General features: G+C 65.5%; 20 protein-coding genes and 1 riboswitch. Of the genes, 10 read left to right on the forward strand and 10 right to left on the reverse strand.

Features of this window, described 5'->3' with window-relative positions; translation table 11 throughout:
* Nucleotides 1-58: 58 nt before the first annotated feature.
* Entirely contained in the window at nt 59-1,237 is a 1,179-nt protein-coding gene (locus tag K226_RS0104245; RefSeq protein WP_024813626.1) for a thiolase family protein, read from the reverse strand.
* 204 nt (nt 1,238-1,441) lie between these two features.
* Here K226_RS0104245 and K226_RS0104250 point away from each other — a divergent pair, with 204 nt between their 5' ends.
* The 4 genes from K226_RS0104250 to K226_RS0104265 all read left to right on the forward strand — a co-directional run bounded on the left by K226_RS0104250 (nt 1,442) and on the right by K226_RS0104265 (nt 6,400).
* On the forward strand, nt 1,442-3,001 hold the full coding sequence (locus tag K226_RS0104250; protein WP_024813627.1) for an AMP-binding protein: 1,560 nt from the start codon (nt 1,442-1,444) through the stop codon (nt 2,999-3,001).
* A gap of 73 nt (nt 3,002-3,074) precedes the next feature.
* Nucleotides 3,075-4,217, forward strand: coding sequence for an acyl-CoA dehydrogenase family protein (locus tag K226_RS0104255; protein WP_024813628.1), 1,143 nt, complete (start codon nt 3,075-3,077; stop codon nt 4,215-4,217).
* 150 nt (nt 4,218-4,367) lie between these two features.
* Nucleotides 4,368-5,354, forward strand: coding sequence for a tripartite tricarboxylate transporter substrate binding protein (locus K226_RS0104260; protein ID WP_024813629.1), 987 nt, complete (start codon nt 4,368-4,370; stop codon nt 5,352-5,354).
* A gap of 29 nt (nt 5,355-5,383) precedes the next feature.
* Entirely contained in the window at nt 5,384-6,400 is a 1,017-nt protein-coding gene (locus tag K226_RS0104265) for a tripartite tricarboxylate transporter substrate binding protein (protein ID WP_024813630.1), read from the forward strand.
* A gap of 5 nt (nt 6,401-6,405) precedes the next feature.
* On the opposite strand, the gene K226_RS0104270 is transcribed toward K226_RS0104265, so the two are convergent.
* The 8 genes from K226_RS0104270 to K226_RS0104305 all read right to left on the reverse strand — a co-directional run bounded on the left by K226_RS0104270 (nt 6,406) and on the right by K226_RS0104305 (nt 15,388).
* The gene (locus tag K226_RS0104270; RefSeq protein ID WP_024813631.1) at nt 6,406-6,873 is read right to left on the reverse strand and encodes a PaaI family thioesterase; all 468 of its coding nucleotides are present in this window, start codon (nt 6,871-6,873) and stop codon (nt 6,406-6,408) included.
* 148 nt (nt 6,874-7,021) lie between these two features.
* Complete coding sequence (locus K226_RS0104275; protein ID WP_024813632.1) at nt 7,022-8,017, reverse strand: tripartite tricarboxylate transporter substrate binding protein; 996 nt, start codon at nt 8,015-8,017, stop codon at nt 7,022-7,024.
* Between the two features lie 31 nt (nt 8,018-8,048).
* Nucleotides 8,049-9,617, reverse strand: coding sequence for a class I adenylate-forming enzyme family protein (locus tag K226_RS0104280; RefSeq protein ID WP_024813633.1), 1,569 nt, complete (start codon nt 9,615-9,617; stop codon nt 8,049-8,051).
* 55 nt (nt 9,618-9,672) lie between these two features.
* Nucleotides 9,673-10,620 (reverse strand): tripartite tricarboxylate transporter substrate binding protein, encoded by a 948-nt coding sequence (locus tag K226_RS0104285; RefSeq protein ID WP_024813634.1) that lies wholly within the window; start codon nt 10,618-10,620, stop codon nt 9,673-9,675.
* A 216-nt stretch (nt 10,621-10,836) separates the two neighbouring features.
* Entirely contained in the window at nt 10,837-12,150 is a 1,314-nt protein-coding gene (locus tag K226_RS0104290; protein WP_024813635.1) for a Glu/Leu/Phe/Val dehydrogenase, read from the reverse strand.
* Nucleotides 12,151-12,350: 200 nt separating this feature from the next.
* Nucleotides 12,351-13,217, reverse strand: coding sequence for a phosphate--nucleotide phosphotransferase (locus K226_RS0104295; RefSeq protein ID WP_024813636.1), 867 nt, complete (start codon nt 13,215-13,217; stop codon nt 12,351-12,353).
* Nucleotides 13,218-13,368: 151 nt separating this feature from the next.
* Nucleotides 13,369-14,337: an IS1595 family transposase gene (locus K226_RS0104300; RefSeq protein ID WP_024813637.1), complete on the reverse strand. Its 969-nt coding sequence runs from the start codon at nt 14,335-14,337 to the stop codon at nt 13,369-13,371.
* 112 nt (nt 14,338-14,449) lie between these two features.
* A complete protein-coding gene (locus K226_RS0104305) occupies nt 14,450-15,388 on the reverse strand; it encodes a LysR family transcriptional regulator (protein ID WP_024813638.1) in 939 nt (312 codons plus the stop codon).
* 70 nt (nt 15,389-15,458) lie between these two features.
* Here K226_RS0104305 and K226_RS0104310 point away from each other — a divergent pair, with 70 nt between their 5' ends.
* From K226_RS0104310 to K226_RS19275, 3 genes are all read left to right on the forward strand, one after another.
* Entirely contained in the window at nt 15,459-15,938 is a 480-nt protein-coding gene (locus K226_RS0104310; protein WP_024813639.1) for a PACE efflux transporter, read from the forward strand.
* 183 nt (nt 15,939-16,121) lie between these two features.
* Nucleotides 16,122-16,209: riboswitch (S-adenosyl-L-homocysteine riboswitch) on the forward strand.
* A 29-nt stretch (nt 16,210-16,238) separates the two neighbouring features.
* Nucleotides 16,239-18,977, forward strand: a complete 2,739-nt coding sequence (gene metH, locus K226_RS0104315; protein WP_024813640.1) for a methionine synthase — start codon at nt 16,239-16,241, stop codon at nt 18,975-18,977.
* Nucleotides 18,978-19,230: 253 nt separating this feature from the next.
* Nucleotides 19,231-20,001 (forward strand): PEP-CTERM sorting domain-containing protein, encoded by a 771-nt coding sequence (locus K226_RS19275; RefSeq protein ID WP_024813641.1) that lies wholly within the window; start codon nt 19,231-19,233, stop codon nt 19,999-20,001.
* Nucleotides 20,002-20,062: 61 nt separating this feature from the next.
* Here the strand turns inward: K226_RS19275 and K226_RS0104325 are convergent, their stop codons facing one another.
* Complete coding sequence (locus K226_RS0104325; protein WP_024813642.1) at nt 20,063-20,641, reverse strand: shikimate kinase; 579 nt, start codon at nt 20,639-20,641, stop codon at nt 20,063-20,065.
* Nucleotides 20,642-20,869: 228 nt separating this feature from the next.
* On the opposite strand from K226_RS0104325, the gene K226_RS0104330 reads away from it, so the two are divergent.
* The 3 genes from K226_RS0104330 (at nt 20,870) to K226_RS0104340 (ending at nt 24,377) form a co-directional block, all read left to right on the forward strand.
* Nucleotides 20,870-21,763, forward strand: a complete 894-nt coding sequence (locus K226_RS0104330) for a YihY/virulence factor BrkB family protein (protein WP_024813643.1) — start codon at nt 20,870-20,872, stop codon at nt 21,761-21,763.
* Between the two features lie 133 nt (nt 21,764-21,896).
* The gene (locus tag K226_RS18660) at nt 21,897-22,625 is read left to right on the forward strand and encodes a glycine zipper 2TM domain-containing protein (protein ID WP_155886495.1); all 729 of its coding nucleotides are present in this window, start codon (nt 21,897-21,899) and stop codon (nt 22,623-22,625) included.
* An 888-nt stretch (nt 22,626-23,513) separates the two neighbouring features.
* A complete protein-coding gene (locus K226_RS0104340) occupies nt 23,514-24,377 on the forward strand; it encodes a branched-chain amino acid ABC transporter permease (RefSeq protein ID WP_024813644.1) in 864 nt (287 codons plus the stop codon).
* Nucleotides 24,378-24,379 lie beyond the last annotated feature (2 nt).

The following is a 24,379-nucleotide window of genomic DNA, read 5'->3' on the forward strand; positions in this document are numbered from 1 at the left end:
TTCCTTTTTTGGCCTCTGGCGCCCGTCCATCAAGCGCCAACAGCTATTGAATTGATAGTTACAGACGTTCGATGATGGTGGCGTTGGCCATCCCGCCGGCCTCGCACATGGACTGCAGGCCGAAGCGCTGGCCGCTGTCTTCCAGGGCGTGCAGCATGGTGGTCATGAGGCGGATGCCCGAGGCGCCCAGCGGGTGGCCCAGCGCAATGGCGCCGCCGCGCGGGTTCAGGCGCTCGCCGTCGGCCTTCAGCTCCTTCTGCCATGCCATGGGCACCGAGGCAAAGGCCTCGTTGATTTCATAGTGGTGGATATCGTCCAGCTTCATGCGCGCCTTGGCCAGCGCGCGCTGCGTGGCCGGAATGGGGGCCGTGAGCATGTACAGCGGGTCGTCGCCCACCACGTCGAAGGCCACGAAGCGCGCACGCGGGCGCAGGCCCAGCTGCTGGGCACGCTGCTCGCTCATGATGAGCATGGCGCTGGCGCCGTCGGTCATCTGCGAGGCGTTGCCGGCTGTGGTGGCCCACTGGATCTGCGGGAAGCGCGCGGACAGCTCCTCGCTTTCGAACACCGCCTTCAGGCCGGCGAGTTTTTCCACCGTGGTGCCGGCGCGGATGGTTTCATCGGCCGTGGCGCGGCCGGCCGGGGTGTCGATACCGACGATCTCGCGCACAAAGGCGCCGCTCGATTGCGCGGCATGGGCGCGCTGGTGCGAGCGCACGGCGTAGGCGTCCAGGTCGGCGCGCGAGAGGCCCCATTGGGCGGCCACCAGGTCGGCCGAAACGCCCTGGCCCACCAGGCCGGGTGCGAAGAGTGCATCGAAGCGCGGGCCGGTGGTGTTCTTGCCCATGCGCGAGCTGCCCATGGGCACGCGGCTCATCGACTCCACGCCGCAGGCGATGACGATGTCCTGCGTGCCGGCCATGATGGCCTGGGCCGCGAAGTGCACGGCCTGCTGGCTGGAGCCGCATTTGCGGTCGATGGTGGTGGAGGGCACATGCGCGGGCAGGCCTGCGGCCAGCCAGGCGAGGCGCCCGGGCGTGCCCGCCTGCTCGCCGGCCTGGCTGACGCAGCCGCAGATCACGTCGTCCACCGTGCCGGGGTCGAGCCGGTTGCGTTCCACCAGCTGCTGCAGAACTTGTGACAAAAGATCCACGGGGTGGACCTCGGCCAGTGCGCCATCAGGCTTGGCCCGGGCCATGGGGCTGCGGATGGCATCGACGATCACGGGAATATTCATACTTGCTCCATATGTTTATGAGACGAATGATCCATTAAAAATCATTTTCTGCCGGTTAGTTTGTGTTGAACGCCGTGTTAACCCCATGTTTTTTCAGTGGTGCGCCTGAAAAAATCACTTAACTCATATTTTTGTGAGACATGCAATTCGTTCTTGGTGGGGCTTGCCCACTGCGGCGGCTCTGAGGAGAGATGGGTGAAAGGTATGCAGGACTTCTTTGGCCGCGCGGCAGCGGCTCCCGAACGGGTGGTATTGGTCATGGCCGAAACCGGCACACAGCACACTGCCGGCGAAGTGGCGCGCACCGCCTTGCAGATGGCGCAGTGGCTTCATGCCCAGGGGCTGCAGGCGGGCGAGCGCTTCGCGGTGGTGCTGGAAAACCGCGTCGAGATCCTGGCCCTGGCCCTGGCGGCGCGGCAGGCGGGCCTGTATGTCGCCGTGCTCAGCACCCATCTCACCCCGGCCGAAGTGGCCTACATCGTGCAGGATTGCGGCGCGCGGCTGGTGGTGGCCTCGCACAAGACCCTGCCCCAGCTGGCTGAGTCGCAGGCGGCCCACCCCCTGCCATGCTGGACTGTGGACGACGCCACACCGCAGGCACGGTCGCTGCAGGCCGCACTGCAGGCCCTGCAGGGCCCGACCGCGGACTTCCAGGACCGCCCGCTGGGGCGCGACCTGCTGTACTCCTCGGGCACCACGGGCCGGCCCAAGGGTGTGCTCAAGCCCCTGCAGCCCAACCACCTGCGCGGCCAGACCGACCCCGAGGCGCTGGGCACGGCCCGCCTCATGGGCATGGATGAGCACACCGTGTATCTGTCACCCGCGCCGCTGTACCACGCCGCGCCACTGCGCTACACGATGCGCGTGCTCGAGCTGGGCGGCCAGGCCGTGATCATGGAGCGTTTCGACGCTGAAACCGCCCTCGCCCTGATTGAGCGCCACCACGTCACCCACAGCCAGTGGGTGCCCACCATGTTCGGGCGCCTGCTCAAGCTGCCCGAGGAGGTGCGACGGCGCTACGACCTGTCCAGCCATCGCTTGGCCATCCACGCCGCAGCGCCATGTCCCGTTCCGGTCAAGCACGCCATGCTCGACTGGTGGGGCGACATCCTGATGGAGTACTACGCGGGCTCCGAGGGCTGCGGCACCACGATGATCTCCTCGCAGGAATGGCGCCTGCGCCCCGGCTCGGTGGGCCGACCCACCACGGGCCAGCTGCACATCGTGGACGACGCCGGGCAGGAGCTGCCCGTGGGCGAGATCGGCCAGGTGTATTTCTCGGGCGGCGGGCAGTTCAGCTACCTCAACGACGAGGAAAAGACCCGCCAGGCCATCAACGAGCGCGGCTGGATCACCTATGGCGACATCGGCCATGTGGATGCTGAAGGTTATTTGTTCCTGAGCGACCGCCGGGCGGACCTGATTCTCTCGGGCGGCGTCAATCTCTACCCGCAAGAGATCGAGAACGCGCTGATGCGCCACCCCGACGTACAGGAGGTGGCCGTGGTGGGCGTGCCCGACCCCGACTTTGGCGAGCAGCCCCTGGCGGCCGTGGTGCTGCGCCGTGGCGCGGAGAACTCCCTGGCGACGGCCCGCGCCATTGCCGCCCAGGCCGCCGAGGTGCTGGCGCGCATGAAGCTGCCGCAGCGCGTGGTGTTCGTGGACGCCCTGCCGCGCCTGGAGACCGGCAAGCTGCTGCGCCGCAAGCTCAAAGAGCGTTTTCGCGACGAGCCGCAGGCGGGATTCGCCCTGCGCTACTCCTGAAACCATAGCTGTAAACGCTTATTAAACAAGCGCTGCAGCCCGATTTGATCATTATTTCCTGAGACCTTTGACCATGCAAGACCTGATCCAACGCACCGTCTACCGTGAAGACCATGAACAGTTCCGTGACGCCGTGCGCCATTTCTTTGACAAGGAAATCGTGCCGCACCTGGCCGAGTGGGAGCGCAACGGCATCGTGCCCAAGGAAGTCTGGCGCAAGGCTGGCCGCGAAGGGCTGCTGAACACCATGCTGCCCGAGCCCTACGGCAGCGGCGGCGACTTTGGCCACGCGGCGGTGCTGATCGAGGAAGTGGGCCGCACCAACGCCACAGCGCTGGGTTTCCCGCTGCACTCGGACATCGTGTCGCCCTACATCTATGCCTACGGCAACAAGGAGCAGCATGACCGCTGGCTGCCCAAGATGGCCGCCGGCGAGTTGATTGGCGCCATCGCCATGACCGAGCCCGGCGCAGGCAGTGATTTGAAGTCGGTGCGCACCACGGCCAAGCGCGAAGGCGACCACTACGTCATCAACGGCGCCAAGACCTTCATCACCAACGGCATCAACTCTGCAATCGTGATCGTGGTCTGCAAGACCGCGCCCGAGCTGGGTTCCAAAGGTGTGTCGCTGATCGTGGTGGAAGAAGGCACACCGGGCTTCAGCAAAGGCCGCAAGCTCGAGAAGATTGGCCTGATGGGGCAGGACACCTCCGAACTGTTCTTTGACAACGTCAAAGTGCCTGTGGGCAACCTGCTGGGCGAGGAGAACATGGGCTTCAAGTACCTGATGCAAGAGCTGGCGCAAGAGCGCCTGGTGGTGGCAGTGCGCGCGGCCAGCTGCATTGAGTCGTTCCTGCAAAAAACCATCGACTACACCCGCGAGCGCAAGGCCTTCGGCCAGACCGTCTTTGATTTCCAGAACACCCGTTTCAAGCTGGCCGAGGCCAAGGCCCAGGCCACCATGCTGCGCACGTTTGTGGACGAATGCATAAAGCTGCATTTGAAGCGCGCGCTGACACCTGAGCGCGCCGCCATGGTCAAGCTCAACGCCACGGCGTTGCAAAACCGCCTGCTCGACGAATTCCTGCAGCTGCACGGTGGCTATGGCTACATGACCGAATACCAGGTGGGCCGCGCCTGGACCGACGCCCGCATCGGCCGTATTTACGGTGGCAGCGACGAGATCATGAAAGAAATCATCGCAAGAACGCTTTGACCCACTGAGCCGCTTCGTGTCTTCCCCCAGGGGGGACGGCCCTCACTGCGGGGCGGCCCTTGCTCGGCGTCCCGCCGATGGGTTGCGCCGGTTTTTGACGGACCGTCGGCAACACATCACCGAACCACACCAACCCAAGGAGACATCACCATGGCATTTACCCGGCGCAAGACCCTCGTCCAGCTTCTACCTCTGATCGCACTGACCGCAGCCTGCGGCATGGGCGGCGCACAGGCGCAAGACAGCTACCCCAACAAACCCATTCGACTCATCGTGCCCTACCCCGCCGGGGGCGGCACCGACACCATCGCCCGCCTGATCGGCACGCAACTGGGCCAGCGCTGGGGGCAGGCCGTGGTGGTGGAAAACAAGCCCGGCGCCAGCGGCATCCTGGGCAATGACACCGTGGCCAAGGCGCCCGGCGATGGCTACACCGTGCTCATGGGCATCACCACCGTGGTGCAGATCCCCGCGCTGTACAAGAAGGTGCCCTACAAGCTCAGTGATCTGGCCCCGGTGTCGCAGGTCGCCAAGTCGGCCGACTTGCTGATGGTTCCGCGCAGCTCGGGCGTGACCACGCTGGAGCAGTTCATTCAGAAGGCCAAGGCCGCACCCGGCACGTTCAACTTTGGCAGCTACGGCAACGCCACCTCGTCGCACATGAATGGCGAGCGCTTCAAGCAAAAGGCCGGCATCGACATCACCCATATCCCTTACCAGGGCTCTGGGCCCGAGATGGCAGCTCTGCTGGGCGGGCAGCTGACGCTGGCATTCGTCGATGCCACGGCCGCTTATCCGCACATCAAGTCGGACAAGGTCAACATCCTGGCCATCACCGGCGCCCAGCGCCATCCCGCGCTGCCACAGGTGCCCACCATGACCGAGGCCGGCTACCCTGGCCTGGAGGCCAATGGCTGGTTTGGTATGTTCCTGCCCGCCAGCACGCCCAAGGCCATCGTGGACAAGCTGGGCGCCGAGGTGGCGTCCATCGTCAAGTCCCCCGAACTGAACAAGCGCCTGACGGATATGGGATTGATTCCCGTGGGCTCGCTGCCCGACGATTTCAAGGCCCAGATCGACAAGGACGCCACCCACTGGAAGAGCGTGGCCGAGGCGGCCAAGATCTCCATGGACTGACCCCAACCACCCCAACCAGGACAAGCACGATGCCCCACCAAGCCAACCCCCCTGGATGGAGCCGGCGCCAGCTGCTGGCTTTGGCGGCCAGTGCTGCCGCCGGCGGTCCGCTGGGCGCGCAGGCGCAGACCAGGACCCCCTTTGCCACCCGCCCGCTGCGGGTGGTAGTGCCCTTTGCCGCAGGCGGTGCCACCGACGTCATCGCCCGTGTGCTGGGCGAGCGCATGGGGCAGCGCTTCGGCCAGTCGGTGGTGGTCGACAACAAGCCGGGCGCGGCCGGGCTGATCGCTGGGGAGGCGGTGGTCAAGGCACAGCCCGACGGCATGACGGCGCTGTTGGGTACCACCTCGTCGATGCTGACCAGCAAGTACCTGTACAAGAAGACGCCCTACGACCCGTTGACCGACCTGACCCCGCTGGTGCGCGTGTGCCTGGCACCGATTGCACTGGTGGTCACGGCCGACACGCCCGCGCAGAACCTGCAGGAGTTCATGGCCTGGATCCAGGCCCAAAAGGGCAAACTGTCCTACGGCTCCTACGGCATTGGCTCGCATGGTCAGCTGGCCTGCACCACGCTCAGCGAGGTGGCCAGCGCCGACATGACCCATGTGGCCTACAAGGGCGAGGCGCCCATGGTGCAGGACCTGTTGGGCGGGCAGGTCAAGATCGGCATGGGCAGCCTGCTGTCGCTCAAGTCACACATCGATGCTGGCAAGCTGCGCGCGCTGGCGGTGACCGGCCCGCGCCGCGTGCCGCTGCTGCCCGACGTTCCCACCTTTGCCGAGGCGGGCTACCCGCAGGACGCCCTGTCACTCGTCGGCTGGCTGGCGATCGCGGGCCCCAAGGGTATGCCGGCCGACGTGGCCCGGCAATGGGCGCAGACCGCTAACCACGCCGTGGCCAGCCGTGAGGGCATGGCACGCATCATCGCCGCAGGCTTTGTGCCGGTGGATGACGATACCCCCGAGAAATTCGCCCGGCTGTGGGCGCAGGAAGCGCCGGTCTGGGGCCGCCTGCTGCAGGCCGCCGGCGTGCAGCCGACCTGAACGGCTTACGCCTTTGCGGGTGCCGGCGCGCGGGCGATCAGCTTGAAGCTGCCGGTGGCCATGGCCACCAGAGTGCCGTCCTCGGCGCGCACTTCACCACGGGCAAAGCTGATGGAGCGGCCGCGCCGCTCGCAACGCGCGGTGGCGATCAGGTCACCGCTGCCCGCCGCGACGTAATGCAGCGTCAGGTCGATGGTGGCCACGCCATGGGCGGCGGGGTCGTGTGCGCGCGCAGCCGCCGCCAGGGTGCAATCGAGCAAGGTGGCGATGGCGCCACCATGCACTTCGCCGCGGCTGTTGGCCTGGTTCGCCTGGAAGCCCATGCGCACCTGGGCCATGTCGTTGCCGATGCGCTCGCCGCGCAGTGCCATGGCGCGTGCCATGGCCATGGGCAGGCCAAAGAACATGTCGGGGGCTTCGCCAGCGAAGGGGCTGGCGGGGATGTTGTCGTGATCAGTGGACTGGTGTTGCATGGCGTGGATTGTCAGTTGTTCATGGCGGGCCCGCATGGCACGGCCCCGGCGCGGGCAGCTGCGCAAGGGCCGCCCCGCCGCGCTGGCTGCGCCCCATGCCCGGCGAAGCCGAGAGCGGGGAGAAGCCGCGTAGCGGCTCAGGAGGGTGTCAATCCACTTTTGCGCCCGTGGACTTGACCACGGCGGCCCAGCGCGTGATCTCGCGCTCGATGTGCGCCTGCAGCGCCTCGGGCGTGGAGCCCACGGGCTCGTAGCCGCCGGCGGCCAGCTGCGCCTGCAGCTGGGGCTGGCGCAGCGCGGTGGCGATCTCGCGGCTCAGGCGCTGGGTGACTTCGGGCGGCGTGCCGGCCGGCGCGATCAACGCGTACCAGCCGGTCACGTCAAATCCGGCGATGCCCTGTTCTTGCACCGTCGCCACCTCGGGCGCCAGCGCCGACCGCTGGGGGCTGGTGACGGCCAGCGCATGCATGCGCCCGCCGCGGATGTGCGGCATGGAGGTGGAGATGCTGTCGAAGGTCAGGTCGATGTCGCCGGCCAGCATGGCATTGACCACGCCGGCGCTGCCCTTGTAGGGCACATGCGTCATCTTGACCCCGGCGATGCTGCTGAAATATTCGGCAGCAAGATGCCCGGTGTTGCCATTGCCGGCCGAGCCAAAGGTGAGCTTGCCCGGGGCGGCCTTGGCGGCCTGGATCAGCTCCTGCATGTTCTTCGCGGGCAGCTTGCCGCTGGCCGCCACGACCATCGGCAGGTTGGCCACCAGCGACACGGGCGCGAAGTCCTTGCGTGTGTCGTAGGGCAGCTTGGGGTAGAGGCTGTCGTTGATGGCATGGGCGGCCAGCACCATGAGCACCGTGTAGCCGTCGGGCTTGGCGCGCGCCAGGTATTGCGTGGCCAGCGTGCCGCCGGCGCCGGGTTTGTATTCCAGCACCACCGGCTGTCCCAGCTGTTGCTGCAGCTGCACGGCCAGCGGCCGGCCCAGCAGGTCGGCGCTGCCACCGGGCGGGTAGGGAATCACGAGCTGGATCGGCTTGGCGGGCCAGGGGTCCGCGGCCTGTGCGGCGGGCATCAGCAGGGCGGTGGCGCCCAGCGCCAGGCTGGCGAGCATGGCGCGGCGCAGCCGCGAGGAAGTAGGCAAGGGCATAGCGGTCTCCTGATCGTTGTGGATAAAAAAGTCAATCGACCGTAGGGGCAGCCTGCACATACTGCTCGCGCAGCTGGCGCTTGAGCACCTTGCCGATCTCGCTGCGTGGCAGGCGTTCTGCCAGCTGCACAGCAGCCACGCGCTGGGTCTTGCCCACGCGGGCGTTGAGCCAGTCGCGCAGTTCCTCGGCGGTGGACTGCGTGCCGGGCCGCGCCACCACGTAGGCCACGGGGGTCTCACCCCATTGCTCGCTGGGCACGCCGATCACCGCGCATTCGGCCACGGCGGGGTGCTGCGACAGCACGCTTTCGATGTCGCTTGGATAGACGTTGAAGCCGCCCGTGATGATCATGTCCTTCTTGCGGTCGCCGAGCACGATGAAGCCGTCCGCATCCAGCCGGCCCACGTCACCGCTGCGGATGTAGCGCCGGCCTTCGCTGTCAAACCACTCGGCCTCGCGCGTCTTGTCGGGCAGGCGGTAGTAGCCGCTCATCATGCCGGCCGAGCGGCCGACAATCTCGCCCTGCTCGCCGGGCGGCAGCTCGCGCCCCTGTTCGTCGATGAAGCGGATGTCGGCGCCCTCGCCGGGGCGGCCCACGGTGTGCAGCTTGTCGGGGTGATCGTGGCAGTGCAGCTCGCAGCGTACGCCGCCCTCGGTCATTCCGTAGTACTCGATGAGCCGGCCCGGCCAGCGCTGCAGTACTTCAGCCTTGAGGGCGGCACTGAACGGCGCGCTGGTGCAGAACTTGTGCTGCAGCCGGCTCAGGTCAGCGCGGTCAAAGTCGGGGCAGGCCATCAGGCGCTGGTACTGCACGGGCACCAGCATGGTGTGCGTGGCGCCGTGCTGCTGTGCCAGCGCCAGGTACTGCGCAGCGTCAAACTTGCGCATCAGCACCAGCGTGCCGCCCAGCGCCAGCGTGGGCAGTGCCGCGACCAGCGTGGTGTTGGAATACAGCGGCGTGGCGCACAGCGAGACGGCATCGGGCCCGTAGCCATTGGAGACGGCACGTCGCACATGCGCCCAGCGCATGGCCCAGGACTGCACGATGCCTTTGGGCATGCCCGTGGTGCCCGAGGAATAGATCACGTTGAACGCCCATTCGGGCTCGGGCGCAATGGGCGCAGGCGCCGCATCTCCGGGGGGCAGCCATCGGGACCAGGGTTCGCCCGCCTCGGCCGCATCGTCCAGGGCTACGCAGCGCAGTGCCGCGCCCGCGTGCAGCGGCCATTGCGCGGCGACCTCGCGGTCGCGCAGCACCAGGCGCGCGCCGCAGTTATCCAGCATCGCGCTCAGATGTTCGGCCGTGGACGACGGCGCTAGCGGTGCCACCGCCACGCCAGCGCGCAGCGCGCCGAGAAAGGCCAGCACATACTCGACCGAGGTGCCGGCGCAGATCGCCACCACATCGCCAGGGCCGAAGCCGTCCTGCTGCAGGCTGCGGGCCACCCGGTCCATGCCCGCGCGCAGCGCGGCGTAGTCGAGGCTCTGTGCGCCAAGGACCAGGGCGGTATGGCGGGGGCGGTGCGCGGCCTGCTGCGCAATCAGCTCGGGCAGCGAGCCGAAGGGCTTGGCCAGCAGGTGTTCGATGTCGTGGTGCATGGAATCGGGGAAGCAGGGTGGAAGGCAGGACGTGCGCGGGCTGGTCCTGGTCGGGTTATTCGAGGGACAGACCCGCCGCCTTGACGATCTGGGCCCAGCTCTTGCGCTCCTGGGCGATGAAGGCGTCGTACTCGGCCGGCGTCTCGCCGCCGGGCACGCCGCCAAGCTCGGCGAAGCGCTGGCGCACGTCGGGTGTCTGCATGGCCTTGCGCGCGGACTGCTGCAGGCGCTCGACCACCGCGTCGGGCGTGCCGGCCGGCGCGAGCAGGCCGAACCAGGCCGTGACCTGCATGGGCACACCGACTTCAGTCATCGTCGGCACATCAGGCAGTTGCGCCGAGCGCGCGCCGCTGGTGATGGCCAGCGCACGGAACTTGCCGGCCTTGATGTGCGGCATCGAGCTCGGCAGGTTGTCGATCATGAAATCCACCTGCTGCCCGAGCAGCGCCGTCACGGCCGGGGCCGCTCCGGGGAAAGGCACCAGGGTCACGTCGATGCCGGCCTTCTGGCGGAACATTTCCGAGGACATGTGGGGCGACTGGCCCACGCCCGAGGTGGATACGTTCAGCCGACGCGTCTTCGCCAGGCCCACCAGCTCCTGCGCGCTGCGCACGGGCGAGTCGGCATGCACCACCAGAATGTTGGGCACCGAGATCACGTTGGTGATGCCGCGCAGGTCGCTCTCCTTGTAGCTGAGCTGCTTGTAAAGGCTGAAGTTGATCGCCACCGGGCCGATGTTGCCCATCAGCACGGTGTAGCCGTCGGGCTTGGCGCGCGCCACCTGGCCGGTGCCGATGCTGCCGCCGCCCCCGCCCTTGTTCTCCACCACGATGGGGGTGCCGAGGTCCTTGCTCATCTTCTCGGCCAGCACGCGCGCCGCGATGTCGGTGGTGCCGCCGGCTGCGGCGGGCACGACGATGGTGATGGGCCGCTCGGGCCATGCCGCCCAGGTGACCAAAGGCAGGGTGCTCAGGGCGACCAGGATGCAGCGCCGCAAAATCATGGGTGGTTCCTCTTGAACGCTCCGACCTCGGCGAGGTCCTGAGAGCAGAGGGTTAACCATAGCCGCGAGGCCTTGATCCGCGCCTAGGGTTTTGGAGCGGTTCGCTTTGCCAATGGCAAAGCCCGGCTTTCTGGACGCGAAACCAGGTGCACTGGTCTGGACAAGCAGAAAAAAGGCTGCCCATTGGGCAGCCTGGTCTTGCGAAGACTGTTTTTTTCAGGGGTACAAACCGCGCATCTCGCGCGCGTGCAGGATGCGCTGGCAGGCCACGATGAAGGTGGCGGTGCGCAGGCTCACCTTGTGCTCCTGGGCCACCTGCCAGATGCCCGCAAAGGCCTCTTGCATGATGCGCACCAGGCGCGCGTTGATCTCGTCCTCGCTCCAGAAGAAGCTGGAGAAATCCTGCACCCACTCAAAGTAGCTCACCGTCACGCCGCCAGCGTTGGCGATCACATCGGGCAGCACCAGCACGCCCTTGTCGTGCAGGATGTCGTCGGCCTCGGTCGTGGTGGGGCCGTTGGCGCCTTCAATCACCATCTTGGCCTTGATCTGGCCCGCGTTGTCCTTGGTGATCTGGCCTTCCAGCGCCGCCGGGATCAGGATCTCACAGTCGACCCCCCAGAAGTCCTCATGGGCCAGGGCGTCGGCGCCGGCAAAGCCGCCCACGCCGCCGCTCGCCTTCACATGGGCCAGCAGGGCGGGCACATCGAGGCCGTTGCCGTTGTAGATGGTGCCGGTGTGGTCCTGCACGGCCACCACCTTGGCGCCGGCTTCGGCAAACAGCTTGCCCGCGGTACCGCCTACGTTGCCAAAGCCCTGCACGGCCAGGCGGGCGCCTTCGATCGGCAGGCCGGTCAGCCGGGCGGCCTCAACGCCCACGGTGTACACGCCGCGGCCGGTGGCCTCGACGCGGCCCAGCGAGCCACCCAGGTCCACCGGCTTGCCGGTGACCACCCCGGTGGCGGTGGCGCCGGTGTTCATGGAATAGGTGTCCATCATCCAGGCCATGATCTGGCCGTTGGTGTTCACATCCGGCGCGGGAATGTCCTTGGACGGGCCGATCAGCAACCCGATCTCGCTGGTGTAGCGGCGCGTCAGGCGCTCCAGCTCACCCATCGAGAGCTTCTTGGGATCGACCCGGATGCCGCCTTTGGCGCCGCCGTAGGGCACGTTGACAGCCGCGTTTTTCACCGACATCCAGGCCGACAGCGCCATCACTTCGGACAGCGTCACGTCCTGGTGAAAGCGCACGCCGCCCTTGCCGGGGCCGCGGCTGAGGTTGTGCTGCACACGGTAGCCCTCGAAGTGGGCGATGGTGCCGTTGTCCAGCTCTATCGGCACGTCCACGATCAGGATGCGCTTGGGGCGCTTGAGCGTTTCCACCCAGCGCGAGAGGTGGCCCAGATACGGCGTGACGCGATCCACCTGCTGCAGGTAGTTGCCCCAGGGACCGAGGTGGTTGGCGTCGAGGTACGACGGCAGGGTGTGTGCAGTGGCGATGCTGCCGGGCGTTCCGGTGGAAAGCGTCATGGCGGGGGTTCCTTGTGGGATGTGGTCAAGCCAGCAAGCTTATGCCTGCCCCGCCCAACTGTCCAAGGCCGGAGTGTTACGGAGTTATGCGTGGTTTGCATAATTCGCCAACGCACCGGTGTTGTCCTATTTGCTCACTAAAACATAGCTGCAAGCGATTGCCAGTATTGGACTTTGGCCATTTATGGTGTTAAGCCCGGTCACTCCACCGTGAAATGCTCCAGCGCCGGGTCGCCGGGCGGGTACTTCAAGTCCAGGTTCTGCAGCACCTCGCGCAACACGGTGGCAATCATCAGGTTGCGGTGGGTTTTGGAGTTGGATGGCACGATGGTCCAGGGTGCCCAGGGGGTGTGCGTGGCCGACAGCAGCGTTTCGTAGGCCTTCTGGTAATCGGCCCACTGCTTGCGCACGGCGATGTCGCCCATGTCGAACTTCCAGTGCTTGGCGGGGTCGTCCAGGCGCTCTTGCAGGCGCTCGCGCTGCTCTTCGTAGCTGATGTGCAGCATGAACTTCACGATGACGGTGCCGGTCTCGCTGAGCATGCGTTCAAAGTCGTTGATGTGTGCCAGGCGCTGGCGGTGCTGCTCGGGCGTGATCCAGTCGTTGACCACCGGCACCAGTACGTCTTCGTAGTGGCTGCGGTTGAACACCGTCAGCTCGCCAGCACCGGGCACCCGCTGGTGGATGCGCCACAGGTAGTCGTGCGCGCGTTCGGGCTCGGTGGGCGCCTTCCAGCCCACGGCGTGCACACCGAGGGCGCTCATGCTGCCAAACACACCGCGCACGGTGCCGTCCTTGCCCGAAGCGTCGGTGCCCTGCAGCAGCACCAGCAGCTTGTAGCGCCGGTCGGCATACAGCAGGTTCTGCAGCGTGTCGAGTTCAATGGCCAGGGCCTGCACGTCTTCTTTGCCCTGTGCCTTTTCGCCGTCCATGAACGGCGTGGCACCGGGATCGAAATCCTTCAGAGAGACCGGCCTGGGGCCGGAGCCATTGGCCGGGCGAGGCTGCCATTCGGCCCAGCGCTTGGCCAGGCCTTTGTTGTTGCTTTGAAAGGGAGATTTGCTCATGGTTGTTTTTCTTGGGGTTGGGCTGACAGCTTGGCGCAATGTGGCGGGTGGGTCAATGCGCGCTTTCCGCAAAGACACTATGGTGATTGCTATATTGTTTATAGCTTCATGCGCTTGCTAGATAAGCGCTACAGCCATTTTTCAGGCTCTTCTAGCGAATACTAGTGACGCCTTGATTTCCCATGGCCGCCTCCAGCACCTGCGCGGGCTGCGGCCCCATGGGGCCTGATCGGTCCAACATCCTGAACCAGCCCAGGTACGAGTCGAGGTATTTCGTCGCAACGCCCTTGAAGCGCTGCATCCACCCGCGCAGCCTGCTGACATAGGCATTGACGTTTTGCACATGCCAGGGGCCTCTCACGCGGTTGCCCCGGCTTACGTTCACCGCCTGGTGCTGCACGCCCAGTGCCCGCGCGGCGCTGGCCAGCGTGATGCTGCCATCGGTGCACAGGATGGTGTCCGGCGCCAGCAAAGGCTTGAGCGCCGCTTGCACACTCACCGCCATGTTCGTCTGCAGGATGAGGTTGGCCGTTGCTCCGGCTCGGTCTCGCGCCATCAGCACCGGGGTGTACTCCGAACCCTTGCAGCCAGCCAGCGCCTTACCGCCGCGCCGGCGAGGACGGCGCAGCAACCCTCTGTGTCCCTTGCAGGAGGCCAGGAAGTAGGACTCATCGGCCTCGGCGATGCCCACAAGCTGGCGTGCCTGCACGCTCTTGGGGCAGGCAAGAAAGCGGTGGCGCCACCGAAAGGCCGTGCTTTGCGCCACGCCCAGACGCTGGGCGACCTGGTTGAGCGAGAGCCCTTCGCCCAGGGCCTGTGCCTGGCCCATCCACTTGTCTCGCAGATGCAGCCGCGCAAGCGGTGTACCTGTCAATGCATTGAACGTGCGTGCGCACTGGCGGCACTTGAAGCGTTGCAGCCCGTTGGCTGAGCCGTTCTTGACGAGCAAGGAGTTGCTGCAGTGCGGACAGGCTCGGGGGGCGCAGTTGTGTGTTTCTACAACGGCGATGGACTGACTGTGATCGAGCAGCGCCTGCAGGGAGCTTGCCAGTTGTTGGCGCTGGTGGTGCGTCAGCTGGGGCAGGCTGTGGATCAAACGCGTCATCTGTTGCTGTCGCATGGCCTTCTCCTGAGGCTGACGCACGAGCGTCATGCTTTGGAGATGGGGGCGCAGCGGGGCGGTTAAAGACTCATCACTAGCATTCGCTAGAAGAGCCATTTTTCATCAATATTCATGCTGCATCACCCGATGCACCCTGCTGCGCAATCAGCTGCACGAAGCGCCTTGCGCCCAGGCCCAGCGGGCGCTCTTTGGACCACACCACGTCGACCCACAGCGCCACGCCGTTGCTGAGGTTTTCAAACGGCATCTCCACCAGCGACCCGGCGGCGATGCGCGGTTGCACCAGCGCACGCGGCTGCCAGCCCCAGCCCAGCCCGGCTTCGATCAGGCCCAGCGCGGCCAGGTGGTTGTCGGTGCGCCAGTGGTGGCGGGCAAACACAAAGCGGGGGTCGGTCTGCGCCAGGTCGCGGCTGGCCACCACGATCTGGCGCGTGGTGGTGAGGTGTTCCTCGCGCAATTGGGCCTGCTCGGGTGCCTCGCCCCGGGCGGCTGCGGCAGCGCGCGCGGCGGCCAGCACCGGGTGCTGGCTGGCCATCACGGCCACCAGGGTTTCGCTGCCCACCTCCTGAAAACCCTCGCGCCCGTCGATGCTGGGGCGCTCGAACACCAGCGCCAGCTGCGCCCGCCCGCTGTGCAGCAGCGCCAGCGCATCCACCTGCGGCGCGGCCAGCACCTCTGCCTGCAGCAGCGGGTATTCCGATGCCAACGCAGCCAGCGGCCCCGTCCAGCGGGCGGCCAGCAGCTCGGGGGCAATGGCCAGCGTCAGCCGCTCTTCCAACCCTTGGGTGAGGGCCAGCGCCTGGGCGTTGAGCTGCTGCAGCTGCCCGGCCAGCAGCCGAGCCTGGGGCTCCAGCGCGCGGGCGGCGGCGGTGGGGCGGGGCTCGCGCCCGCTGCGGTCGAAAAGCTGCACATTGAGCTCGGCCTCCAGGTGCGCAATGGTCATGCTCACGGCCGACGGCACCCGCGAAAGCGCGCGCGCGGCCGCCGAAAACGAACCCCGGTCCAGCACCGCCAAAAACACCTGCACGCTGTCAGAAGAAAAAGCCATGGCCGCAATTATCAAAAAAACTGAAATAAGCTGACTTTATATATCAGCAATACACACATAAAGTCGCCCCATGCCTTTCACCCAGACTTCTCCCGCCGCCCCCCAGACCCCTGCCCGAGGGCTGCAGGGCCCGTGGCGCCGCGTGCTTTATGTCACCTTGTATGAACTGATCGCCATCGCGGTGGCCACGGCGGGGCTGGCGCAGCTCTCCGGGCAGGGCGCAGGGCACTCCAGTGTGGTGGCAGTGGCCGCGTCGGCCATTGCCGTGCTGTGGAACGTAGTGTTCAACTGGGCCTTTGAGCGCTGGGAGTCGCGCCAGACAGTGCGCGGGCGCAGCGTGGCGCGCCGGGTGGCGCACGCCATCGGGTTCGAGGGCGGGCTGGTCTTCACGCTGGTGCCGCTGTTTGCCTGGTGGTTCAAGGTGAGCCTGTGGGAGGCCTTTGTGATGGACCTTGCGCTCATCGTCTTCTTTCTTTGCTACACCTTTGTCTTCAACTGGGCGTTTGACCGCGTGTTTGGGCTGCCTGCTTCGGCACAGGGCGCCGCGTAAACCCCCTGCTCCGGTGTCGGAATCGGTCGCTATCTTTAGCATAGCTGCTGGCGCTTTCTGCAAAAGGCTTTCAGCCGGTTTTAATCTAAATTCGGTGCGATGGCCCGCCCGGGCTGGCCGTCGCGCGAAACGCCCTCGCGGCGGCCCCCTGCACGAGCGGCCGGGCTGCACGTAAAATTGCCGGCTCCCAAGGAGCGTTGCAGCGGCCCACCGGATGAACGGTGGCACCGTCAGGCTTGGGGCCTTTTCTTCGCAACGACGCTCACCTGTTATTCCGCTGTTTCTGCACAGGTGAGCCCTATGTCTGCTATTTCGTTGCCCCCCATGAAGCTGTCCGGCCTGGAGCCGGTGTCCATTGGCGAGGGCGCCTTGTTCGTCAACATTGGCGAGCGCACCAACGTCACCGGCTCCAAGGCGTTTGCCCGCATGATCCTCAATGGCCAGTACGAAGAGGCCCTGGCCGTGGCGCGCCAGCAGGTCGAAAACGGCGCGCAGGTCATCGACATCAACATGGACGAGGCCATGCTCGACAGCAAGGCCGCCATGGTGCGCTTTCTGCAGCTGATCGCCTCCGAGCCCGACATCGCCCGCGTGCCCATCATGGTGGACAGCTCCAAGTGGGAGGTGATCGAGGCCGGGCTGCGCTGCATCCAGGGCAAGGGCATCGTCAACTCGATTTCCATGAAAGAGGGCGAGGAAAAGTTCCGGCACGAGGCGCGCCTGGTGCGCCGCTATGGCGCCGCTGCCGTGGTGATGGCGTTTGACGAAAAAGGCCAGGCCGACACCTACGAGCGCAAGATCGAAATCTGCGAGCGCGCCTACCGCATCCTGGTCGACGAGGTGGGTTTCCCGCCCGAAGACATCATCTTCGACCCCAACATCTTCGCCGTGGCCACCGGCATTGAAGAGCACAACAACTACGCGGTCGATTTCATCAACGCCACGCGCTGGATCAAGCAGAACCTGCCGGGCGCCAAGGTCTCGGGCGGCGTGAGCAACGTGAGCTTTTCCTTTCGCGGCAACGACCCGGTGCGCGAAGCCATCCACACCGTGTTCCTGTACCACGCCATCCAGGCGGGCATGGACATGGGCATCGTCAACGCGGGCATGGTGGGCGTGTACGACGACCTGGAACCCGTGCTGCGCGAGCGCGTGGAAGACGTGGTGCTCAACCGCCGCCCCGACGCCGGTGAGCGCCTGGTCGAGATTGCCGAAACCGCCAAGAGCGGTGCCAAGGACGAAAGCAAGCGACTCGAATGGCGCGGCACACCCGAGCACCCCAGGACCGTGGGCGAGCGCCTGTCGCACGCGCTGGTGCACGGCATCACCGACTTCATCACCGAAGACACCGAAGAGGCCTACCGCGCCATCCTGGCCAAGGGTGGGCGCCCGCTGCATGTGATTGAAGGCCCGCTCATGGACGGCATGAATGTGGTGGGCGACCTGTTTGGCGCCGGCAAGATGTTCTTGCCCCAGGTGGTGAAAAGCGCCCGCGTGATGAAGCTGGCCGTGGCGCACCTGCTGCCCTACATCGAGGAAGAAAAGCGCCAGCTCGAAGCCGCTGGGGGCGACGTCAAGACCAAGGGCAAGATCATCATCGCCACGGTGAAGGGCGATGTGCACGACATCGGCAAGAACATCGTCACCGTGGTCTTGCAGTGCAACAACTTCGAGGTGGTGAACATGGGCGTGATGGTGCCCTGCCACGAGATTCTGGCGCGCGCCAAGGTCGAGGGCGCCGACATCGTGGGGCTCTCGGGCCTCATCACGCCCAGCCTTGAAGAGATGCAGTATGTGGCCGGCGAGATGCAGAAAGACGAGCACTTTCGCATCAAGAAGATTCCGCTGCTGATTGGCGGCGCCACCTGCTCGCGCGTGCACACGGCCGTCAAGATTGCGCCGCACTACGAAGGCCCCGTGGTCTATGTGCCCGATGCCTCGCGCAGCGTGAGCGTGGCGCAAAGCCTGCTGGGCGACAGCGTCGAAAGTTATGTGGCAGAGATCAACGCCGACTACGACAAGGTGCGCACCCAGCACGCCAACAAAAAGGCCACGCCCCTGTGGCCACTGGCCAAGGCGCGCGCCAACAAGACGCCCGTGAACTGGTCGGCCTACCAGCCCGCCGTGCCGCGCGCCCTGGGGCGCCGCGTGTTCAAGAACTTCGACCTGACCGAACTGGCCAGATACATCGACTGGGGCCCGTTCTTCCAGACCTGGGACCTGGCCGGCCCGTACCCCGCCATCCTGACCGACGAGGTGGTGGGCGTGGAGGCCTCGCGCGTGTTTGCCGACGGCCAGGCCATGCTCAAGAAAATCATCGAAGGCCGCTGGCTCACCGCCAGCGGGGTGATGGCGCTGCTGCCCGCCAACAGCGTGAACGACGACGACATCGAGTTCTACACCGACGACACCCGCACCGAAGTCGCCATGACCTGGCATGGCCTGCGCCAGCAGACCGAAAAGCATGTGATCGACGGCGTGACGCGTCCCAGCCGCTGCCTGGCCGATTTTGTGGCTCCCAAAAGCAGTGGCATCGCCGACTACGCCGGCATGTTTGCCGTCACGGCGGGCTTAGGGATCGAGAAGAAGGAAAAAGCCTTCATCGACGCGCTGGACGACTACTCGGCCATCCTGTTCAAAAGCCTGGCCGACCGTCTGGCCGAGGCCTTTGCCGAATGCCTGCACCATCGCGTGCGCACCGACCTGTGGGGCTATGCCGCTGGCGAGGCCCTCACCAGCGACGACATGGTCGCCGAGAAATACGTCGGCATCCGCCCCGCGCCCGGCTACCCGGCCTGCCCCGACCACAGCGCTAAAACCGCCCTGTTCCAGCAGCTGCAGTGCCATGAGATCGGCATGTCCCTCACCGAGAGCCTGGCCATGACCCCCGCCGCCAGCGTGAGCGGCTTTTACCTGGGTCACCCCGACGCGGTGTACTTCAATGTCGGCAAGATCGGCGAAGACCAGGTGCACGACATGGCCCTGCGCCGTGGGATGGACGAGGCGGTGCTGGCAAGGCTGCTGGCCCCAAATTTGTGATGCTATTTAAATAATAGCTAATGGCGCTTGCTGCTAAAGCGCTAGAGGCCGTTTTCTATGAAAATTCGAAAGCCCCGCATGCGGGGCTTTCGTTCGTGAATGGGGGCGGGGCCAAAGGGGTAAATGGCGTCGGATATTTTTACGATTCGAGGCAAATTTTCGCCTAAGTCATTGATTTCATTGGGTGGCATGGTGTGTGCTTTTGTAAGTTGAAACCGCAGTTTTCAGTGGTTACATACAAGGGGTTCAGGCCATGAAGTTCAAAACCGTTGCAGCCATCGTCGTCGGCATGTTCATTTCTGCAGCTGTTCATGCGGTGCCGATTGTCAACACCAACGTGCGCCCCGTGGTTCTTGGTGCCACCCCTGCAGGCGAGCAATCACTGCAAACCGTTTTGAACAGCGTGTTTGGCACCGGCGCGGTGAGCGCGGCCAACAACCAGAGCGCGGCAGGCCTGTGGGGCTCTGCGACGGGTTCGGCCACCACCATTCCTACGCTGATCATCGAACAGACCGGCGGCGCTGCCAGCCAGAAATTTGGCATGTGGTTTGGTACCGATACCTCCAGCATTTACACCGTTGACCTGTTCTTTGGCGGTGCGGTAGGTGCGCCCAACACACTGCAGCAAAGTGCCGTCGGCATCGGGATCGGCGATGGCCGGATGATCATTTCCGCTGGCCCCACCTTCCAGAGCGCGTGCGGCACACAGGTCAATTGCGGCCTCTTCTCCAACGCGCTGATCAATCCCGACAGCTTCGGCTTTTATTTCGCCACAGGTGCGGGAAAAATCGCCTATTCCATTGACAGCCTGAACCAGGGCGGAGTCACCGATTTTCTGGCGTTCCAGGGCGGCACATCGACCAACTGGATTTTTGCCTTTGAAGACGGCACCGACAATGACTTCCAGGACATGGTGGTGAAGGTGGAGTCCATTCAGGTTCCCGAGCCGGGCTCCCTGGCCCTGCTGGGCCTGGCCCTGGCGGGTGCGGCGGCTGCATCGCGCCGCAAGCAAAAACAAGCGTGAGAACCTGTATCGTTCCGGTGCGGTGATCGCACCAAGGGGGCTTGGGCCCCCTTTTTTCGTTTCAGGGGGCGGTGTCAGAGGGCTGCTCGGTGCCGGGGGTGGATGGCGCAGCCACCACAGCGCTTTGCGCCATCTCCAGCTGCATCATCACCATGTTGACCAGCGTGCTCACCGACGGCCGCCCTGTCTCGATGACGTAGTGCGCGGTTTCCCGGTACAGGGGGTCGCGTTGGGCGTACAGGTCGCGCAGCTTTCCCATGGGGTTGCCGCCCTGCAGCAGGGGGCGCGTTTTGTCGTGCTTGACGCGTTTGAAGATTTCTTCAGGCGATGCGCGCAGATACAGCACGTTGCCAAACTGGCGCAGCACCTCGCGGTTTTCGGGGCGCAGCACGGCGCCGCCGCCGGTGGACAGCACCATGCCGCCGGGCTGCTGCGTGACTTCGGCCAGCGCCTGCGCCTCAAGGTCGCGAAAGCGTGCCTCGCCTTCCGTCTCGAAGAAGCTGCGGATGGTGGTGCCAATGGTCTTTTCCAGCCAATGGTCCAGGTCAATGAACGGCACCCCGGCCCGGTGGGCCAGCTGCCGGCCGACGGTGGATTTGCCCGAGCCGGGCATGCCGACGAGTGCGCAGCGAATCTGCATAAATGGTGTCCTGTTTTCTTGACTGCCCAACTTCAGGCCGAGTGTACGGTGGTGCCCCGGGGTGCGGTCGCCCGTGCGTTACGCCGTGCCTTGTTCAGCGCCTTGAAGCGCAGCGCAGCCCGGCACCGCTGCAGCCCACCGGGCAGGCGTTGCTGTGGGAGGTGGACTACCCCGGCTTCCCTGTCTGTCTGATGGGCAACCAGGCCGTATGCCTGTAGGCTTGCGCGCATGAATGCCCCTCAAGATGACAAGCCCGCGCTGGCGGTGGTGCACCGCGTCCGTATGCTGCTTCCCGTGCGGCGGGCGGTGTGGTTGTGGGCAGATGCCGACGGCGCCCGCATGAGCGCGGCGATGTCGTTTTACGGCATCTTGAGCCTGGCGCCTTTGCTGGTGCTGCTGGTGGCCGGGCTGGGTTGGTGGCTGGACCGCGACAGCCTGCAGCAGGGGTTGATTGCGCAGATTGGCACCATCGTGGGCGAGCAGGGTGCGGCGGTGATTCGCCAGGCCCTGAGCAGCGCCCAGGAGCCCTCGCAGGGGTTGCTGGCCTCGTTGCTGGGCTTTTTGGTGCTGCTGTTTGGCGCCACCGGGGTGTTTGGCGAGCTGCAGTCTGCGCTGCAGCGGCTGTGGACCCACGGGCACGATGAGGTGCCCCCGCTGCCGTGGTGGCACGGTGCTTCGCTGCGCCTGCGCGGCGTGGCCTATGTGCTGGCGTTTGGCTTTCTTCTGCTGGTGTCGCTGGCCGTCTCGACGCTGCTGAACCTGTTCACGGGCTGGGCAGGCAACTGGTTGCCCATCGCTCCACTGCTGCGGGTGCTCAACGAAGCCACCTCGTTTGCCGTGTGCGCGGCCCTATTTGTGGGCCTGATGCGCATGAGTGCGGGCCCCAAGCCCCGGCTGCGGTATCTGTGGCTGGGTGCGTTCATGGGGGCCTCGCTGTTCACGGCGGGGCGGCATGTGCTGGCGGTCTATCTGTCGACTGCGGCGGTGGTTTCGGCCTACGGGGCGGCGGGGTCGCTGGTGGTGCTGCTGATGTGGATCTATTTCTCGTCGGCGGTGCTGCTGTTTTCTGCCGGGTGCGCGCGTGCCTACGAAGAAGCGCTGGGTCCCACCGCGCCGCAATGAGAGATTGCTGAAGGTTCTTACCCCCGCTTACATGGGTGGTGCGCGTTCCGAGCAGCGCAGTGTGTAACTTCAAGGCAGACCTGCGACCCGTGTTGCAGACGAACGTTTCGATCTGTCGAGAAAGGCAACAACCATGCAACCAACCCCCTCTGCGGTGCCCAGCGCACCCTTGGCCACAACCCCGGCAGGCGTTCCACTGAAATGGCTGTGGGCGGCAATTGCCGCGCTGGGCCTGTGCGTGCTGGCGCTGGGCGCAACCCTGGTGGCGCAGCAGCGCCCGGGCGCGGTGTCCGAACGCGAGGCCCTGGCGTCGCCTGCGCCGCGCACGCCAGAGTCAGAAATAATTGATGAAAAAAGGCCTGTAGCGCTTAACCAGCGTGCGCAAGCAGCTCCTGAATACGGAGCAAGCCGGGCGCTTGCCCCAGCGCCGGTGCAACGGGCTGCCGCCCGCGTTTACCCGCAAGCGCCGCAGCAGTCGCGGTACGACGAAGCCCCCGGGCGGGATGCGCGCCATGAAATGGCCCGGGCCCCGGTGTGTGCGGTTTGCGGCCGCATTGAATCGGTGCAGGCCGTGCAGCACGCAGCCCCCGCCACGGGCGTGGGCGCGGTAGCTGGTGGCGTGCTGGGCGCGGTAGTGGGCAACCAGGTGGGCAAGGGCTCGGGCCGCACAGCCGCCACGGTGCTGGGCGCTGTGGGCGGCGGTTACGTGGGCCACACGGTAGAGCAGCGCACCCGCACCCAGACGGTGTACGAGGTGCGCGTTCGCATGGACGATGGCTCGGTGCGCCGCTTCACGCGCGCGCAACCTGTGCCCGAAGGCGCACCCGTGCGTTTGCAGGGCAAGGGATTTCAGCTGGTCTGAAGCCCGATTGCCGGGGGGTGATGGTGGCTGCAGGCTTTCTTCGCGCAGCATGTCGCGCATGCTTGAACTTCTTGATCGTTCCAGACGGTGTGGAGGGCATCGCATCGTGCGCGATCAGGCGCTCGGGGATGTACTGCTCGGCAGTCTTCTGGTCTTTCAGAATCTGCACCAGTCGTGGCGGGACAATGGCTTGCCCGGGCTTGGGCGCCACCACGGCGCAGACGCGCTCGCCCAGGCGCTCGTCGGGGGTAGGCCACGATGGCGGCCATGGCGTTGGCCGGGTGGCGGCAGAGCAGCGATTCGACCTAGACCACCGGAATGTTGTCGCCGCCGCGGATGATCACGTCCTTGCCGTGGCCGATGGCGCGCAAATGACCACAAAACCAGTCCCGGGTTTGGAACATCACAGGTCGTTCTCGACTGGCAGGCGCTGAAACCACAACTGAAACGCACCGCAAACCGATAGCGGTGATCGCTGCAAATCCGAACGTGCCCGTGCGCTTGGCATAGGCGGCTGACGTGCCATTCGGGATTCTGCAATACGGAATGTAGGCGCCTGCTGGTTGCGGGGCGGGACCCGAAAGACGGATGCAAAAATCAGTAACAGCTGCCAAAAGTCATCTGTGCGACTCCAAGTGCCGTTCGTTCATGGGTGTTTACCCTGCAGTCGTTCCGCAATGCAGAATTCATCCTCTGGCCACGTATGTCGCGCGCTAAGCTGTGTCGGCACTCACCTCAAAATCCGGCGCGTAACGCCCGGACAACCTTCAGGAGCCAGATGATGCAGAAACTCCCGGACTTGGGGCCAGATGCCCGCAGGGCAAGGTCGCCGCAGCATGATGGGCGGGCCTGGTGCCCTGCCCATTCCACCGCCAGGAGGGTCAGGTGATGGAAATGTTTTTGCAACAGGTGCTCAACGGCCTGACGCTGGGCGGTATCTATGGCCTGGTGGCCCTGGGCCTGACGCTGGTGTACGGCATCCTGCACGTGCCCAACTTTGCCCACGGCGCCTTCTACATGTTCGGCGCTTTCGCGTCTTTCCACCTCATGTCGGCCTGGGGCTGGAACTACTGGCTGGCCATGGGGGGCTCCGCCCTGTGCGTGGCCTTGATCGCGGTGCTGGCCGAGCGGCTGGTGTTCCACCCGCTGCGCAACGCCTCGGGCCTGCACCCCATGATCGCGGCCATCGGCGTGCTGCTGTTTCTGGAGGCTGCCGCGCAGGCCATCTGGGGCGCCGACTTCCACCGCATGCAGACGCCCTACAACGGCATCATCGAGCTGGCGGGCGTTACGGCGCCGGTGCAGCGCCTGCTGATCATCGGCGCCGCGTTCACGCTGATGGTGGTGCTGCACCTGTTCCTGAAGAAGACGGTGATGGGCTCGACCATCATCGCCATGGCGCAGAACCGCGATGGCGCTTCACTGGTGGGCATTGACGCTAACCGCGTGGCCATGCTCACCTTCGCCATCTCGGGCGTGCTTGCCGCCGTGGCGGCCACGCTGTATGCGCCCATCAACCTCGTGTACCCGGCCATGGGGCACCTGGTGATCACCAAGGCCTTCGTCATCATCATCCTGGGCGGCATGGGCAGCGTGCCGGGTGCCATTGTGGGCGGCCTGATCATCGGCTTTGCCGAGAGCTTTGGCGCCTTCTACATCTCCACCGACTACAAAGACATCATCGCTTTCATGCTGCTGGTGTTTATTTTGTCGCTGCGCCCGCAGGGCCTGTTCACCAAGGGAGTGCGCTGACC

This window comes from Acidovorax sp. JHL-3, assembly GCF_000526295.1.
GTDB lineage: Bacteria > Pseudomonadota > Gammaproteobacteria > Burkholderiales > Burkholderiaceae_C > Acidovorax > Acidovorax defluvii.

Coding starts and splice junctions, on each gene's coding strand:
- K226_RS0104245 (WP_024813626.1), bottom strand. CDS start 1,237: ATGAATATTCCCGTGATCGTCGATGCCATCCGCAGCCCCATGGCCCGG.
- K226_RS0104250 (WP_024813627.1), top strand. CDS start 1,442: ATGCAGGACTTCTTTGGCCGCGCGGCAGCGGCTCCCGAACGGGTGGTA.
- K226_RS0104255 (WP_024813628.1), top strand. CDS start 3,075: ATGCAAGACCTGATCCAACGCACCGTCTACCGTGAAGACCATGAACAG.
- K226_RS0104260 (WP_024813629.1), top strand. CDS start 4,368: ATGGCATTTACCCGGCGCAAGACCCTCGTCCAGCTTCTACCTCTGATC.
- K226_RS0104265 (WP_024813630.1), top strand. CDS start 5,384: ATGCCCCACCAAGCCAACCCCCCTGGATGGAGCCGGCGCCAGCTGCTG.
- K226_RS0104270 (WP_024813631.1), bottom strand. CDS start 6,873: ATGCAACACCAGTCCACTGATCACGACAACATCCCCGCCAGCCCCTTC.
- K226_RS0104275 (WP_024813632.1), bottom strand. CDS start 8,017: ATGCCCTTGCCTACTTCCTCGCGGCTGCGCCGCGCCATGCTCGCCAGC.
- K226_RS0104280 (WP_024813633.1), bottom strand. CDS start 9,617: ATGCACCACGACATCGAACACCTGCTGGCCAAGCCCTTCGGCTCGCTG.
- K226_RS0104285 (WP_024813634.1), bottom strand. CDS start 10,620: ATGATTTTGCGGCGCTGCATCCTGGTCGCCCTGAGCACCCTGCCTTTG.
- K226_RS0104290 (WP_024813635.1), bottom strand. CDS start 12,150: ATGACGCTTTCCACCGGAACGCCCGGCAGCATCGCCACTGCACACACC.
- K226_RS0104295 (WP_024813636.1), bottom strand. CDS start 13,217: ATGAGCAAATCTCCCTTTCAAAGCAACAACAAAGGCCTGGCCAAGCGC.
- K226_RS0104300 (WP_024813637.1), bottom strand. CDS start 14,337: ATGCGACAGCAACAGATGACGCGTTTGATCCACAGCCTGCCCCAGCTG.
- K226_RS0104305 (WP_024813638.1), bottom strand. CDS start 15,388: ATGGCTTTTTCTTCTGACAGCGTGCAGGTGTTTTTGGCGGTGCTGGAC.
- K226_RS0104310 (WP_024813639.1), top strand. CDS start 15,459: ATGCCTTTCACCCAGACTTCTCCCGCCGCCCCCCAGACCCCTGCCCGA.
- metH (WP_024813640.1), top strand. CDS start 16,239: ATGTCTGCTATTTCGTTGCCCCCCATGAAGCTGTCCGGCCTGGAGCCG.
- K226_RS19275 (WP_024813641.1), top strand. CDS start 19,231: ATGAAGTTCAAAACCGTTGCAGCCATCGTCGTCGGCATGTTCATTTCT.
- K226_RS0104325 (WP_024813642.1), bottom strand. CDS start 20,641: ATGCAGATTCGCTGCGCACTCGTCGGCATGCCCGGCTCGGGCAAATCC.
- K226_RS0104330 (WP_024813643.1), top strand. CDS start 20,870: ATGAATGCCCCTCAAGATGACAAGCCCGCGCTGGCGGTGGTGCACCGC.
- K226_RS18660 (WP_155886495.1), top strand. CDS start 21,897: ATGCAACCAACCCCCTCTGCGGTGCCCAGCGCACCCTTGGCCACAACC.
- K226_RS0104340 (WP_024813644.1), top strand. CDS start 23,514: ATGGAAATGTTTTTGCAACAGGTGCTCAACGGCCTGACGCTGGGCGGT.